Genomic DNA, 15,864 nt, shown 5'->3' on the forward strand with positions numbered 1-15,864 from the left:
CACTCCATCCGCGAGACGCAATCCGATCGCCAATGTTGCGACGCGCAGCTGCGCCAATGTTCGACCATGCGCCCCAGTTGATGCTCAGCGCCGTCAGGCCGCGTGCACGACGATGGTGCGCGAGCGCATCCATGAACGCATTCGCCGCCGCGTGATTGCCCTGGCCCTTGGAGCCGAGTAACGACGCAATCGACGAGAATTCGATGAAGAAGTCGAGCGGCGTGTCCGCTAGCGCCTCATGTAGATGCCAGCTACCAGCAACCTTTGGCGCTAGTACTCGGGCGAAGCGCTCCCACGACTGCTGCGCGAGTACGCCGTCGTCGAGCATTCCCGCCGACTGAATGATGCCGCGGATCGGCGGGCAGGTTGATGCGAGCTGCGCCAGCGCCCGGTCGATGTCAGCGCGGCGTGAGACGTCGCCAACGATGACTTCGACGTGCGCACCCTTTGCGACGAGTTGCGCCACGGCGGCGCGTCCGGCGTCATCGATCGCTCGACGCGCCATGAGCGCTACGTGACGCACACCTCGCTCGACCAACCAATCGGCAACGAGCAGACCAAGATCGCCCAGGCCGCCCGTGATCAGGTAGGTCGCGTCGGGCCGCACATTCATGCGCCCATTTAGAGAATTCTGACGGACGACGACTTTCCCGATGTGCCCCGCGCGCGCCATCAAGCGGAACGCCGACGCCACGTCGTTTGCCTCGAATGACTGAACTGGCAACGCAGACAACTCGCCGCGTTCGACCGCGCCAACCACGTCGCGAAGCATACCGCCAAAGCGCACCGGATCCGCCACGCACTCCTGCGTGACGATCGGATTCGTATAGCTCGCATCGCGCGCCAAGCGGTCGCGCGATTCGGACGACATCGTTCCCGAGAGTCCGAGCTCGACGAATCGCCCGCCCGCCGCGAGTGACGACACACTACGCTCCAGCATCTCGCCTGTGAGCGAGTTGAGCACGACCGTCACGCCTTCACCGTTCGTCAGCGACGAGATCTGCGCGGCGAAATCCGCGTTTCGCGAATTGAAGACATGCTGAACGCCGAGCGCTGTGAGGCGCGCGCGCTTGGCGTCGCTGCCCGCGGTAGCGAAAATTGTTGCGCCGGCGCGCTGTGCGAGTTGCACCGCGGCGAGACCAACGCCGCCCGTCGCGGCATGAATCAAAACGCGATCGGTCGGACCGATGTTGGCCAGATCGAGCAGCGCGTGCTGCGCGGTGAGGAAGGCGCCGGCGATGGTCGCACCTTGCTCGAACGAAACATTCGCCGGCTTGTGAGCGACGAGGTGCGCATTCGCGATCACGTGCGTCGCCAAGCTTCCCGGGGCAAACGCAACTACGTTGTCGCCAGCGACGAACTCCGTCACGTCGGGTCCAACGGCGACGACTTCGCCCGCGCATTCGTGTCCGAGCGTGCGATCGTTGCCCGGATATCGACCGAGCGCCGTGAGCACGTCCTTGAAGTTCAGCCCAGCCGCGCGAACAAGAATCTCGACTTCACCGCGGCCGGGTTGCCTGCGCGGCTCGTCGACGTATTGCAGTTCATCGAGTGCCCCGGACTCGGGCACCTCCAATCGACGCGACACCCCCGTGCGCGGCGCCCCTTGGTGCGGACGCTCGGCGCGCATCAGTCGCGCGACGTATCGTGCACCACCACGAAACGCGACGCGTGCTTCAGCGCCATCGGTCGACACTTCGCGCCAGAGCGAGTCAATAGACGTTGCGTCGTGTGCATCGAGATCGACGCACGAACACCGAAGTTCCGGATGCTCGAGGGAAACGACGTTTGCGAGCCCCCACGCCGGCGCGTCGAAAACGCCCGGGACATCATCGCTGGCGACCACGCCCTGCGCGCCGCGCGTCGCGACCCAGAGGCGTGCCGACGCGGTCGCCGGATGTGCAATCATCGCCTGCACGAGTGCGAGCATCGCGCGCGTGCTCGTTGCACTCTCGACCGCATCAGCCGAAGCGCCCGGCAGCGCAGAATCCCCGCACAGCACGACGGTATCCAACGGCGTCGAAGCAGCGGCTTGAGTCAGCGCGCGCGCTCCATCCTGCGTGGCCGCGGTGAGTGAGACGATCGATGCACTTCCGCCCGCGGCATGAATACGTTCGGCGAGCTCACCGCCAAGGCCCGCTTCATCGCCTACGATCAATACTCGCTGTGGCTTCGCTGTCTTCGTCGACATCGATGACGACTCACGCCAGCCAACCTCGTAAAGCCAGCGTTCCCACTCGCGCGTCGCAGCGCCGGTCCACCGCTGCGCGTCGGCTTCCTGCAACGCGATCGCGTCGATCGAGGCGACTACCTCGCCGCGTTCATTCGCGATCCGAACGTCGCACAAGAGCCCACGCGTTCCCGTCGACGGTCGCAGCGACGCGTGAACGAACAGATGCGGCTGCCAATCGCCCAGCTCCACACGACCGAGTCGCAACGGCAGCAGCGCGCGGCCGCGAGGCGCGAGCCCGAACACGACCTGCAAGCATGCGTCGAGCAGTGCCGGATGGAAGCGGAAACCGGAAGCGTCGTGGTTCAGCGCGGCGGGTACACGGATTTCGCCGAGAATTTCCCCGTTGCCTACGTGCACCGATTGAATGCCGCGGAAGAGCGGACCGTAGTCGAAGCCGAGTTGTGCGATGCCGCTGTAGAACGCTTCACCCGTACGCGTGTCAGTGCAACGCGCACGAATGACGTCGAGCGCGAGCCGTTCGCCCTGTCGCGGCACGTCGGCTAGGACGCGACCAGCACCATGACGCGTCCACGTGCGATCGCCAGATTCGCCGCCCTGCGAGAAAACCTCGAATCCAAAGCCATCGCCATCCGGCGTGAGGATCACCTGCGCCGTTGGCGCACCGGACTCGCGCTGTCTCAGCGGGTCCGGGATTTCGAGATCTTCGATGACGCTGGCCCGACGATGCGTCGCAGCTTCTACTGCCTCGAGCGCGGCCTCCACGTATCCCGTGGCCGGGAACACCACCGATCCAAAGACACGGTGATCTCCAAGGAAGGAATGCTGCGTCGGATCAGTGTGCAGCTCGAACGCGAGTTCGGTGAACAGCGGCGATTGAATCGATCGTCGCAGCATCGGTTGTTCCGACGGCGCGTCGTCGCTCGCACGCGGGGCGGCAAGCGCACTTGGCTCGATCCAGTGGCGCGTCTTGGCGAACGGATACAGCGGCAGCGCGACGCGCTTACGCGATTCCGTCTCATCCACGCCTCGCCAGTCGACCTCGACGCCGCGCACATACAGCTCGGATAGGCTCTCGAAAAGCTGATCCCAGTCTTCGCGGCCGCGCCGCAGCGACGGCAGGAAGAGCGCACTCTCATCCGACACGCAGCCGGCGGCCATCGCCGTCGCCGTCGTGTGCGGACCCATCTCGAGGAAGTGCCTGATGCCGCGATCGTACAGCGTGCGAACGCCGTCGGCGAAACGCACGACTTCGCGCGCATGCTTGCGCCAGTAGCGTGGATCGCGGGCGTCGGCGTCGGTGAGTACGCCACCGGTCACGTTCGAGATAATCGGAATCTCGATGCGTCCGAACTTCGTCTTCGCAACCGCGCGCTCGTACTCGTCGAGGATCGGATCAAGCCAGCCCGAATGGAACGCCTGCGTCACGTTGAGCGTGCGGACTTCAAGGCGACGCTCGGTGAGACGCGCGCCGACGCGAGCCAGCGCGTCCGACGGCCCGGACATCACGATGCTTTCGGGGCCGTTGATCGACGCGATCGATACGAGGTGGGCGTCGACGCCAATGGCTTCGCGCACCTGCTGCTCGCTTGCCATTGCCGCTGCCATGCCGCAACCCGGCGGCAGCGTATCGGCGAGACGCGCACGCGTCGCGACGAGGCGGAGCGCATCCTCGAGCGGCAACAGACCAGAGAGACATGCGCCAGCATATTCACCGAGACTGTGACCGAGCACGGCGGCGGGACGCACGCCCCACGAACGCCACAGCATCGAGAGCGCGTACTCAAATGCGAACATCACCGGCTGGCCGTACGTCGCTTGGTCGATCGGCGAACTCTCGCCATCCTGCGGATAAAGCACACGCAGCAGCGGACGCTCGAGATGTGCACGAAGAATCGCATCGCAACAATCGAGCGCTTCACGAAACACTGGCTGCGTGTCGTAGAGCGAGCGACCCATGCCGACCATCTGCGCACCAAGGCCGGTGAACAGAAATGCAACTGGCGGTGCATCGTTGACATCGAGCTGGCCACGCACGAGCCGCGAATCATCGACATCCGTCGCTGCAGCACCGAGCGCGTCGCGCAACTCCTCGGCTGACTTCCCGCGCACGACGACACGATGCGAATGATGAGCGCGCCCCGTGTTGGCCGTATAGCACGCATCAGCGATGGCTGGCGCTCCGGCGCCGCCGATGCTGTCCGCGATATTCGCCGCGAGTACGCTCAATGCTTCTGGCGTACGTGCTGTGACACGCATGACGTGCATCGGACGCTCGACACGCTTGGCCGGAGACGCCGGTCGCGTTTCTTCGAGAATCACGTGCGCATTTGTGCCACCGATACCAAACGCACTCACGCCAGCGCGTCGCGGCGTATTGCCGTCCGTGGTCCACGCGCGCAGCGCAGTGTTCACGTAGAACGGGCTCGACGCGAAGTCGATCGATGGATTCGGGCGCTGGAAGTTCAGACTCGGCGGCAGCTGACGATTCTCGAGCATCAAAACCGTCTTGATGAAGCCCGTCACGCCCGCTGCGACATCGAGGTGCCCGATGTTCGTCTTCACCGTGCCGATCGCGCAGTACCCAGATCGCCTGGTGTGCTTGCGATACGCTTCGGTAAGCCCCGCGATCTCGATTGGATCGCCGAGCGTCGTGCCGGTGCCGTGAGCCTCGACGTAGCTAATCGAATCGGCCCGCACGCCCGCGTCGGCCATTGCTTCCGAAATCGCGCGCGACTGGCCCGTGGCACTCGGAGCCGCAAAGCCAACCTTTCGCGAACCGTCGTTGTTCAGCGCGCTGCCTTTGATGACGGCCCGAATCCGGTCGCCATCCTCGAGCGCTTGCGCGAGCGGCTTGAGTACGACGATGCCACCGCCGCGTCCGAACAGAATTCCATCGGCGTCGGCGTCGAATGCGCGAACGTGGCCATCAGATGACAGGATCATCCCGTCCTGCCAGCGGTATCCACGATCCTGCGGCAGATAGATCGACACGCCGCCGGCGAGCGCCATGTCGCACTCCCCGTTGAGCAAACTCTGACGGGCGAGGTGAATGGCCGTCAACGAGCTCGAACACGCCGTCTGCACGGCGATACTCGGTCCACGAAGATTGAACTTGTACGACAGTCGTGTCGCAACGAAGTCTGGACCGTTGCCGAGTACGATCGGGATATTGCCCAACCCGAGCACAAAATCCTGCGCGTCGAGCTGACCGGCGAGATTCTGCAGCAGGTACGTGTTGAGCGATGCCGTCGCAAATACGCCGATCGACCCGCTGTAGTCGAATGAGCAGTAACCCGCGTCCTCGAGCGCATGCCAGGCAAGCTCCAAACACACGCGACTCTGCGGATCCATCAATGCGGCTTCGCGTGGACTGTAGCCAAAAAAGCCGGCGTCGAAACAGTCGGCATCATCGAGCCGCGATGACGCGGGTACGTACTCCGGCGCCTGACGCACCGACTCGGGAACGCCAGCAGCCGCGAGTTCGGCGTCGGTGAGTACCGAAATCGACTCTACGCCGGCAGCGACGTTCGCCCAGAACTCGGCGAGATTGCGAGAACCAGGAAAACGTCCAGCCATGCCGATGACCGCGATGTCGGCAACGTCATCGCGGTCATCGCCATCGGCGATCGGCCGATTGCTGGTCACGTTTCGCGCGGTCTCCGCCGCATGCGCTGTGCACGCCGCGCCCGGCCACGCTCCTCGCTGTCGTCGAGCCCGATCGCGTCGGCCTCGACGTTGCCGCCATAGTGAGCGGCGAGCAAGCGCAGCGTCGGGAAGCGGTAGATGTCCGTCATCGGTACATCGCGCCCAAGAGCTTCTTGCAGCTTTCTGCTGGTGGCGGCAACGAGCAGTGACGTGCCGCCGGCATCGAAGAAATTGTCGTTGGGACCAAGTCGTGATGTCGACAGCGTCTCGCGCCACACTTTGGCGATCATCCGCTCGAGATCATTGCCGAACAGCGCATCGGCTGCGTCGTCGCTCGTAGTCGCGGCATGTCCGCCTGAGCGAACTGCCATCAACTGCTGTTCCAGAACCTCGCGAAGTTCGCACGGAACTGCGATGCCGAATGCATCGCGCACCGCCGGTGGCGTCGCCGAACCGGAATCCGTGCCGCGCGTGCCGTACGCAATTACGCGATCCGAGATGGCGGCATTGTCTACCGAATGGCGGACCTGGAGATTCGATGCGTCGAGACCAATCAACACGTGCCCAGGCTCGCTACCCGTCGCAGCCGCAAGCGACACCATGCCCTGCTGCAGCGACACCGCGTGATACCCTCGCCGCGCCGCTGAATCTCGCAGCGCATACTCGCGACTCATGCCAATCGAATCCCAGAGACTCCAGCCGAGCGAATACGCAGAACGACCGAGTTCGCGGACGTGATGCTGCACGAGAGCATCGACGAATGCATTCGCCGCCGCATACGCTCCTGCCGAGTAGCCGCCGAACTGCCCGTTCACCGACGAAAATGCGAGCAGCACCGCTTCGGGACGGCGCAGCAGCAACTCGTGGATGCTCCATGCACCGTGCACCTTGGCGCGCAGTGCGCGATCCAGCGTCTCCGCCGTTTCATCGGCGAGTAGACGCGGCTCGAATACGCCGGCGAGGTGGATGACTCCCGCGAGCGGACGCCCCCATCGTTCAGTTGCCGCAACAACCGCCGCTTCGAGCGCCGTACCGTCCGCCACATCGAGCGCTTCGTACTCAACGGTTCCGAGCGACTGCAACGATGCGAGTGTCGCTCGACGCTCGGTCGCGTCATCGCTGATCGGACGCCGCCCGATGAGCAGGAGTGGAACGTCGCTCGACCGCAGGATCTGCCGACTGATCTCGACGCCCAGACCACCCAGACCACCGGTCACCACGTAGAAACCCGACGTGGCGCCGAACGAATGTCCGCGATCACTCGGACGCGGCGCCCGCTGCACGAGGCGCGTCACCCACCGCTCTCCGTTCCGATACGCGACTTCCGTCTCCTCGCTCCGATCAGCGATTTCGCGCAATACGAGATCGGCGAGCGCAGACGGGCTGCCCGTCGGAAGATCGATGTGCCGCGCAGAGATCTCGGGATGTTCGGCCGGGATCGTTCGCAGAATTCCGAGCGCGCTCGATCGCGCAACGTCGGTTCGATCGCCCGGAATGATGTTCTGTGCATTGTGCTCGAACACCACGAGTTCCGTTGGAGCAGACGCGCGCCGCGAGCGCACGATCGATCGCGCGATCGCAACGAGCGAGGCCGTCGCCGCAACCGCGCGCGCGGCGGCGCTTGGCTCTGCCGCGGCGTTCGCCGGCTGATCGCCGAGGACAACGATCAAACGAGCGTCGGCTGGTACGTCAGCAATTGCCGCATCGATGGCCGCGCGATTCGACACGATCGTCACGCGCGCTCCTACCGCGCGCGCGACGCTCTCGATTGCGCTACCAACGCCATTGCTGTCTGCGACGACGACCACTGTTGTCCCCGCACCAATCGGCGCATACGAAACCGCCGCACGCTTGCGCCAGATAGGACGGAAAAACCAGTTCGGAATCGTCTGCGCGCGTTGCGTGAGCTGTTCACTGCGACGGACGACTGCATCGAGTCCACCAGCGGCAAACTGCTTCGTCAACGCTGCGCGCTGAATCTTGCCGATTCCAGTTTTGGGAATGTCGGCCTGTTCTACTGGCAGCAAGAAACGCGGTGCGACACCAACACGCTCGAGTACCGTGAGACGAATTCGTCGCAGCAAGTCGACGAGCTCCTCGTCGCCGGTACGCGGCGAATTGAACGCGACCGCGAGCGAATCCGTATTGGCTCCAGGCTCGCGCACTGCGAATGCCGCCGTAAACGACGGCACCACGCCCTCGACGTCTTCGACGGCTGCTTCGATTTCGTGTGCGTTGTAGTTCACGCCGTTCGCGATGATCTCGCCTTTCGCGCGGCCGGTGATCGTCAAGCGGCCCGACGTCAGCCGCCCGAGGTCGCCCGTGCGAAACCATCCGTCGGCCGTAAAGGCTTCGGCGTTTACCGCAGCATTGTTCAGATAACCGCGCGTTACGCAACCGCCGCGCACTTCGAGGTTGCCCTCGCGGCCCTCTGGAACCACACGTTGATCGTCATCGACGATTCGCATGGAGAAACCAGGGTTCGGTCCGCCGACGTCGACGAACTCGTCGTCGTCACTCGTCTCGTCGAGACTGAACGGAGGCGCATGCGTCGCCGCGGCGCACGTCTCCGACATTCCCCACGCCGGACGCATCGCGGTTTCCGGAAGCCCGTGCCGTGTCAAACGCTTCATGAATCGACGAGCAGTCGCGGCGACGATGGCTTCGCCACCATTGAGTAGAAAACGCATCGACGACAGATCCCAGTGTCGCGTCGCCAGCTCGTCGGTCCGATCGTTTATCAGCGCAAAAACAAAATTCGGCGCCCACGTGATCGACGCCTTGAAGCGGTCGATCAGATCGAGCCACCGCAACGCGTCCTGAAGGACGTAATCGGTTCGCACCTGAACGGCGTTGCAGCCAAGGGCTACGTCGCGGAGGTGGTGCATCACGATCGCGCCAACGTGATCGAGCGGCAGCCAGTTCAGTGGAACGTCGTTCGACGTAAAGCCGTGTCGTTGGCGCGCACCGGCAATGTGGCAGAGAAGTGCGCGGTGCGTTTGTGTAACCGCTTTCGGCACACCCGTGCTACCCGATGTGAGCAGCAGGAGCGCGACGTCGTCCATGCCTGGCTCGGCGCACTGCTCGCCTGCCGCGGCCTGCTCGAGCTGGCCGACGGCGAGCACACGCAGTCCGTCGAGACCGAGCGACTCGCCCAAACGCACCAGCGTCGACTCGAGATCGGAGCTCGTCAGCACCACGGGACGTCCGAGCAAGCTCCAAGCATTCTTCAGCTTCAACGCCGCCGCGTTATTTGCGTCGCCAGCCGCGGGAACCGCGAGTGGTGCAGGTACGAAGCCGCCGAGCATGCAGCCCCAAAACGCCGCAATGAAATCTGGATTGCGCTCGAATTGAAAGAGCGCGATGTCACCCGCCTTCATCCCCTCCGCGCGCAGCCCAGCCATCACACGCTCGGCGCGGTCGAGAAGTTGGCGATAGTTCAGAACGTGCTCGCCATCGTGCTCGATACACGTGACCGTGTGCTCCGGAAAGCGCTCGGCGGTTCGGGTGAGCAAGGCGCCGAGCCTCGTGGTTCCGTCGACGTCCCAGGTCACGTCGGCCCCGATGCTCAACGAGGGGGCGCCGCTCTCGTCGTCCGCCTTTGCGCGCGCTGCGGTCGACGCGGCCGACGTGTTCGCACGACTTCGCGTTGCGATCAGGTCGTCGACGCGCAGCGGCTCTTCAGTGGGAAGGAGCCAGTCGACGAGTACCTCTGAATCGGCGAATGATCCGGACGAACGCATGACGTCCTGGATCTGCAGCAGCACAGGCTCGTCGATGGTCGGCATTGCGGCAAGCGTCGCCGTGTCGACGCGACCATCGGCGAGCAGAGGGACGCTGGAAATGCGAACCATCTTTTCGGGCACGAGCGAACTACCCGCGGACCGCGCATGATCCTGCAGCGAACCGAGCGTTTGCCGGCCTCCGGCAACGACGTACGCGACGATCGTTGAGTTGCCCGCGAGGTCGGTGCGGCGCAGAAGCACGCAGTCACGAACGCCCGAATGCGTGAGCAATCGGGCTTCGAGGTCGCGAAGCTCGCGGTCGGAGACGCTGGTATCAGCCACTTAACGAAGGCTCCCTTCGCGCTCTACTCGGCCAGCGACGGCCAGCGCCTGTGTGACCAGATCGATCACCGCGGCTCGCTCGCTCTGAACGAAGAAGTGATCGCCCTGAAAAATTCGCACTGCAACTGGGCCTGTCGTGTGCTGGCGCCAGGCTTCGAGTCCATCGCGCGGCGTGGTCGCATCGCCCGTTCCGCCGAGCACGTGGATCGGGCAGTCGAGTGGCGAAGCGTCGCGGAAACGATAGTTCGACACGGCGTTGACATCGGCGCGCAGCGGCGGGAGATAGAGCTCACGAAACTCTGCGTCTTCCTTCAGCAGCGCGGGAACTCCACCATATCGGGTGCCCATCGCGTCGATGAAATCCATGTCGCCGAGCAAATCGTATCGATCGCGCGTTTCGATGATGTGCGGCCCGACGCGCGCCGATACGATCAACGCCGCCGGCTCCGACGATTGGTCACGCATCCGTCGAGCGGTCTCGAACGCGATGAGCGCGCCCATACTGTGCCCGAACAGCACGACCGGAAGGTCGAGCAGCGGAACGATGTCTCGTGCAACGTTGTCGGCTACGGCGTGCAAGTCACTGACCAATGGCTCGCGTAGCCGTGTCTCATGGCCCGGGAGCTGAATTCCCCACAGCTCTACGTCCGTAGGAAGCATGGCGCCCCAGCGACCATACGCCGACGTCCCTGATCCTGCCGATGGAAAGCAGACCAGTCGCACGCGCGCACTATCCCGGGTTTTCATCGGGACAAACCAGGGAGAAGTCAATGAATCCTTCGTCATCGGGGACCGGGTGGGGTCAGCTTGTACTTCATTAAAGGTTAGTATCGGCGCGGCCAAAGCCGGCATCCCTCTCCGCCGACGTCGACCTTGTGTGCGGGTTGTTGGCGGTCAGCCGACGAGCGTAGCGACAGCCATCTTCCCGTTTAGCTGCACCGGGCCTCCAAATTGGATCCCATCAACAACGCTCATGGTAACGGACGGACCAGCGCTGACTGCGCGCTCGGTCCGGCGATTCCACACGAACGCCTGCACGATGTAAAAGCCGCGCGGGACGTTCATCTGCAACGTTGCTTCAAGCGAAAAATTGCCGTCGGGAAGCACCAGCTCCGAACCCGATGAGCCGATCGCGCTAACGAGCGCACCGCTGGCTGCATTTCTGACGATCAGCACCACGGGATCGATATGATCGGGCACTCCGCCAGACGCAATTCGGCCCTCGATGCGGACCAGAGCCGTGCCACCCGACGAGATCTCGCCGCTGGCCTCGACGGCAACCCGCTCGATGACGGCAGGAGCATCGGAATCGATGACTACGGCCTCGCGCTGCGGATTGAGATAGGCATCGATGCACTCAGACGGCGTGCCCTGGCGAACCACGGTTCCGTGGTCCAGCAGGACGGCATGCGTACAGAGCTGCGCGATTCGATCGAGCTGGTGGGACACCACGACCACCGGAATGCCCGAGGTCACGAGTTCCTGAACTCGCGCGAACGCCTTCTGCTGAAAGCCTAGATCCCCGACTGACAGAACTTCGTCGATAAACAGCACGTCCGGATCGAGGTGCGCGGCGATCGCGAAGCCGAGACGCGCGTTCATTCCGCTCGAGTATCGCTTCACGGGCGTATCGATGAATTCCGCAACGCCGGAGAATTCGACGATCTGGTCGAACTTCCGTTTGATCTCCGCCTGCGACATGCCCATGATGCTGCCCTGAAGCGCCACGTTCTCTCGCCCCGTCAGATCGGGGTGAAATCCGGCGGCGATCTCGATCAGCGCACCCTGGCGACCACGAACCTCGATCGTTCCCATCGTTGGACGCAGCACACGAGTCAACAGCTTCAATAGTGTCGACTTGCCGGCGCCATTGTGGCCGATAATTCCGAGCGCCTGGCCCGGTGTGACCTCAAACGAGATGTCGCGAATCGCCCAAAAGGCGCGCTCGTTCGCTTTGACCGGCGTGCCTCGACCGACGATCGAGCGCGCCGCGGCCGTCAAAAGGTCGCGGAGACTGTCGTGGTGTTCTCCACGCAGGAAGCGCTTCGAAACTGCCTGGCAGCGGATGCCCGAAGTCGTCATACGTACTCCGCGTACACGCCCGCAGCGTGATGGAAGATCAAGGCGCTAACCACCAGGCCACCGATGGCCAAAATCGCGCTATACACCAGGTACCACGGGCTCCAAACGAGGACGTCGCCGCGACTCGCCGTGATGGTCAGCGGCACGAGGAGATTGTGCCCCTCGACGGTGGCCAAGCGAAGTCCTTCCAGGATTGGAGCGACGGGGTTGATCATGAGGATCGTCTCGGCCTTGGGGCCGAGCGCGGCCGGCTCGTAGAAGACCGGGGTAAAGAAGATCCCGAACGTCAGCACCAGCTGCACCAGATACTTCACGTCGCGGAAAAAAACGTTCGCGCAACTGAAGAGCAGCCCTACTGCGAGCGTTAGGCAGAATAGAAGAACGACGAGCACGGGAACCCAGAGCGCCGCCGGCGTGACAATCACGCCGAGGAAGGGCGCGATGAACAAAAATGCCGTGGCGCCAATCGTCGAATCGGTGGCCTGCGACAGAATCGACGCCAGCGGTAGCACCTCTCGCGGAAAGTGCACCTTCGTCACCAGCATGTTGTTCGTCAGAACACTCGGCGTGGCGACGTTCAAAGCTCCCACGAAAAAGCCCCATGCCAGACTTTTCACGGCGAGACCGGCAGCCATGTGCTGGTCGAAGTCCGTGTTGGTCATCTGCGAAATGGCGTACCGAACGAGCATCCCCGACAGCACGATCATTACGGGCATCAGAATCGCCCACAAAAATCCGAACGCGGCTTGCTTGTAGCGAACGCGAAGATCTCGCCGAACGAGCGCGCGAATGAGTTCTCGGGCTCCTGAGACTTCGCGCACGATTTCGCCGAGTGCGGCGACGGCGGAATAGCGATGGATTACCGGCTGCGAGACGGGGACTGTCCCGCTCGGTTCGAGAGCTGTCACAGGCTGTTGTGCGTCGTGTGGGGAAGCGCGGTCGTGCGGTGGGCGGGGCGTACTAACAACGTATCCTCATGACGCGCGGGCGTCGATTGCGATTCCAAGTTTCGACATGTTAGACGTCGTTCTAAAGCAAATTTCTCTGGGAGTTACAACCCGCGAGGCAACTCGAAGAAGCTGAGTTCGGTTCCTCGTGGAATCGAGCTTGCGGCGCGGCGACGCCGATGAGCCTTCCGATCGGCGACTACGCGCTTCTATCTGACTGCAACGGGTCCGCTCTCGTTTCACGCGCAGGCTCGATCGATTGGGCATGCATGCCGCGCTTCGATTCGCCATCGATATTCGCGCGACTGTTGGATCCCGCCGGAGGTCATTGGAGCATCTCGCCCGTCGAGTCGGCAACCTCCACACGTCGCTACTGCGACGGATCGATGGTTCTCCGGACAGAGTTCACCACAGCGAGCGGGTCTGTCGTCCTCACCGATGCACTCACCCTTGGCGACGGACAAGGACACGCGATCGGCCGATCGGTTCCGAATATTCTCATTCGCACCGTCGAGGGACTGTCGGGAAGCGTAGACATCACGGTCGAGTTCGCTCCGCGCTGCGAATACGGACTCACCACGCCGCGCCTCGAGAAAACGCCGGGCGGTTTGCGATCGGTTGGCGGAGAGAACGTGCTCGCGCTCGACACGCCCGTGGACTTTTCCATCGACCACGGCACTGCAGTCGGCCGCTTCACGGTCGAGGCCGGTGATCGATGCTGCTTTGCGATGCGACTCTGCTCTCCCTGGCAGCCACATCCAAATCCACTCTACGAAGGAGACGTCACCTCCCTGATGACGACAACGCTTCACAGCTGGCAATCGTGGAGCGGATTGCATCAAGGCTACATCGGAGCCTACGCCGATCTCGTTCGCTTCAGTGGTCGAGTATTACAAGCTTTAACATTTGCGCCTTCCGGCGCGATCGTCGCCGCGCCGACGACGTCGCTCCCCGAAGCGATCCGCGGCGGCCGAAATTGGGACTACCGATTCTGCTGGGTGCGCGACGCGAGCCTCACACTCGAGGCACTCTGGGTCGCAGCCTGTCCCGACGAAGCTGCTGAATTCTTTCGATTCTTCGCAACAGCCGCCGGCGGTGCCGTCGACGCAGCACACCCGCTGCAGATCATGTATGCTGTGGGCGGAGAGCGTCTGCTCTTCGAACACGAACTCGAACACCTGCGTGGGTACGGCGACAGCCGGCCGGTGCGCGTCGGCAACGGTGCGTGGCAGCAAACACAGCTGGACGTCTACGGCGAACTGCTCTCCGCGGCCCAGCTTCTGTCGAGCAGAGTTGGTGAGTTCGAACCGAGCACAGCAGCTTTTCTCACCGACGTCGCCAACACTGCACAAGCGCAATGGACTCAGCCTGACAACGGCATCTGGGAAATCCGCGGCGAACCGCGACATACTCTGCACTCAAAGCTGATGTCGTGGGTGGCAATGGATCGTGCGATCAAACTCGGCACGTCGATCGGTGCACAGGCCATGGTCGCGAGTTGGACAAAGACGCGCGACGAAATTCGCCATGCTATCGAAACGGAAGGCTGGAATTCCACCGTCGGCGCCTTCACGCAAACGTTCGGGAGCGACGCGCTCGATGCCTCGTCGTTGATCATTCCGCTGTGCGGCTTTCTCGACTCCAACGACCCGCGTGTTCGCTCAACCGTCTCGGCGATCGCGAAACACCTCACCGACGATCGCGGGTTCGTCTATCGCTATCGTCGCGACGACGGTCTCGAATCGGCCGAGGGCACCTTCACGATCTGCACGTTTTGGCTGGCCGAGTGTCTCGCGAAAGGTGGTGACCCGGTTGCGGCTCGTCGCCTGTTCGATCGCGTGATCGCGCACCGCAATGACGTCGACCTGCTCAGCGAGGAGCTCGGTGCCGATGGATCGCTGCTGGGAAACTTCCCGCAGGCATTCACACACGTTGGGCTCGTCAACGCCGCGTGGGCAATCACGCAGGCCGAGGGCTGAACGGTTCGTCACTCCGGCTATCGGTAGTATTCATTTGGATCGGCGTGGGCTATTGAGGTCCGCACCGGTATTACGTCAGTTTCTACACTCGGCCACGGTTGCATCCGTACTCGGAGGTCTCGATGAAAAAGAAAGGGCGTCCCACGATTCCCGACTTCTCGCGCAAACGGCCCGCCGCGCCGACACCGCACGAGAACAAGCCGCAGGCTCCAACGCGCGCCGCGTCACAGGCGCCAATGGGCAAGCCTCAATCCACGTCGTCCAAGTCTGGTCGGCGAGGAACATGACGTCCGGTGCGAGCGCCTGGCGCTCGCACCACAATTTCTCGCATGCTCGAATCTGAACTCGCTGGGCTGCTCGACTTTCTGCGCGCAACCGAACGTCTCAAGACGGTGACGCGCAGTGGCTACACCTCTACGGGAACGCCGGAGAGCGTCGCGGAGCACACGTGGCGGTTGTCGCTCATGGCAATGTTGCTCGCGCCAGAGTTTCCCGACGTCGACTTTGCTCGCCTCATCAAAATCTGCGTCGTGCACGACCTGGGCGAAGCAATCGGTGGCGACATTCCCGCACCGGAGCAGGCCAGGCGTGCAGCGGCCGGTGCGGCTGCGGGCAAGTCGGCAGACGAACGGCGCGACCTCGTCACGTTGATCGAGCCACTGCCCGAACGACTCCGCGCCGAAATCCTGTCGCTCTGGGATGAATACGAAGCCGCGCAAAGCGCCGAGGCGAAGTTGGCGAAAGCGCTCGACAAACTCGAGACGATTCTGCAGCACACGCAGGGGCAGAATCCTCCCGACTTCGACTATCGCTTCAACCTCGGTTACGGCCGGCAGCACACAGCGAGTCCGCCGCTGATCGCCGAGATCCGCGCTGCGTTGGATCGCGCGACCGAGGATCGTGCGCGCGAGTCGGATGCACGAGTCGCCCGCGGATCGAACGAGTAGAAT

The 15,864-nt window shown here is 63.3% G+C and carries 8 protein-coding genes (1 of these 8 running past the window's edge); 3 read left to right on the forward strand and 5 right to left on the reverse strand.

Annotated features, from left to right (window positions below; all coding sequences use genetic code 11):
• The 5 genes from AC6H4Z_RS01420 to AC6H4Z_RS01440 form a co-directional block, all read right to left on the reverse strand.
• Positions 1 to 5,839 carry the 5' portion of an SDR family NAD(P)-dependent oxidoreductase gene (locus AC6H4Z_RS01420; RefSeq protein ID WP_497544946.1) on the reverse strand. Its footprint begins 608 nt before the window's first position, so 5,839 of the gene's 6,447 nt are visible here — the first part of the coding sequence; it begins with the start codon at positions 5,837 to 5,839; its stop codon lies beyond the left edge, outside the window.
• Entirely contained in the window at positions 5,836 to 9,906 is a 4,071-nt protein-coding gene (locus AC6H4Z_RS01425) for an SDR family NAD(P)-dependent oxidoreductase (protein ID WP_497544947.1), read from the reverse strand. Before AC6H4Z_RS01425 ends, AC6H4Z_RS01420 begins: the two co-directional genes overlap by 4 nt.
• The gene (locus tag AC6H4Z_RS01430; protein WP_497544948.1) at positions 9,907 to 10,653 is read right to left on the reverse strand and encodes a thioesterase II family protein; all 747 of its coding nucleotides are present in this window, start codon (positions 10,651 to 10,653) and stop codon (positions 9,907 to 9,909) included.
• 147 nt (positions 10,654 to 10,800) lie between these two features.
• The gene (locus AC6H4Z_RS01435; protein ID WP_497544949.1) at positions 10,801 to 11,988 is read right to left on the reverse strand and encodes an ABC transporter ATP-binding protein; all 1,188 of its coding nucleotides are present in this window, start codon (positions 11,986 to 11,988) and stop codon (positions 10,801 to 10,803) included.
• The gene (locus AC6H4Z_RS01440; RefSeq protein WP_497544950.1) at positions 11,985 to 12,896 is read right to left on the reverse strand and encodes an ABC transporter permease; all 912 of its coding nucleotides are present in this window, start codon (positions 12,894 to 12,896) and stop codon (positions 11,985 to 11,987) included. The genes AC6H4Z_RS01435 and AC6H4Z_RS01440 overlap by 4 nt, the downstream gene beginning before the upstream one ends.
• A gap of 218 nt (positions 12,897 to 13,114) precedes the next feature.
• Between AC6H4Z_RS01440 and AC6H4Z_RS01445 the strand changes: the two genes are divergently transcribed.
• The 3 genes from AC6H4Z_RS01445 to AC6H4Z_RS01455 all read left to right on the forward strand — a co-directional run bounded on the left by AC6H4Z_RS01445 (position 13,115) and on the right by AC6H4Z_RS01455 (position 15,861).
• Positions 13,115 to 14,914, forward strand: a complete 1,800-nt coding sequence (locus tag AC6H4Z_RS01445; protein ID WP_497544951.1) for a glycoside hydrolase family 15 protein — start codon at positions 13,115 to 13,117, stop codon at positions 14,912 to 14,914.
• Between the two features lie 122 nt (positions 14,915 to 15,036).
• The gene (locus AC6H4Z_RS01450) at positions 15,037 to 15,201 is read left to right on the forward strand and encodes a hypothetical protein (RefSeq protein WP_497544952.1); all 165 of its coding nucleotides are present in this window, start codon (positions 15,037 to 15,039) and stop codon (positions 15,199 to 15,201) included.
• A 42-nt stretch (positions 15,202 to 15,243) separates the two neighbouring features.
• The gene (locus AC6H4Z_RS01455; protein WP_497544953.1) at positions 15,244 to 15,861 is read left to right on the forward strand and encodes an HD domain-containing protein; all 618 of its coding nucleotides are present in this window, start codon (positions 15,244 to 15,246) and stop codon (positions 15,859 to 15,861) included.
• The last annotated feature ends 3 nt before the right edge of the window (positions 15,862 to 15,864 follow it).

Source organism: Leucogemmata humicola (assembly GCF_055379415.1).

What these genes read in the sequence shown, in the direction of transcription:
- AC6H4Z_RS01455 (WP_497544953.1), top strand. Translation starts at nt 15,244, where the DNA reads ATGCTCGAATCTGAACTCGCTGGGCTGCTCGACTTTCTGCGCGCAACC.
- AC6H4Z_RS01430 (WP_497544948.1), bottom strand. Translation starts at nt 10,653, where the DNA reads ATGAAAACCCGGGATAGTGCGCGCGTGCGACTGGTCTGCTTTCCATCG.
- AC6H4Z_RS01435 (WP_497544949.1), bottom strand. Translation starts at nt 11,988, where the DNA reads ATGACGACTTCGGGCATCCGCTGCCAGGCAGTTTCGAAGCGCTTCCTG.
- AC6H4Z_RS01450 (WP_497544952.1), top strand. Translation starts at nt 15,037, where the DNA reads ATGAAAAAGAAAGGGCGTCCCACGATTCCCGACTTCTCGCGCAAACGG.
- AC6H4Z_RS01445 (WP_497544951.1), top strand. Translation starts at nt 13,115, where the DNA reads ATGAGCCTTCCGATCGGCGACTACGCGCTTCTATCTGACTGCAACGGG.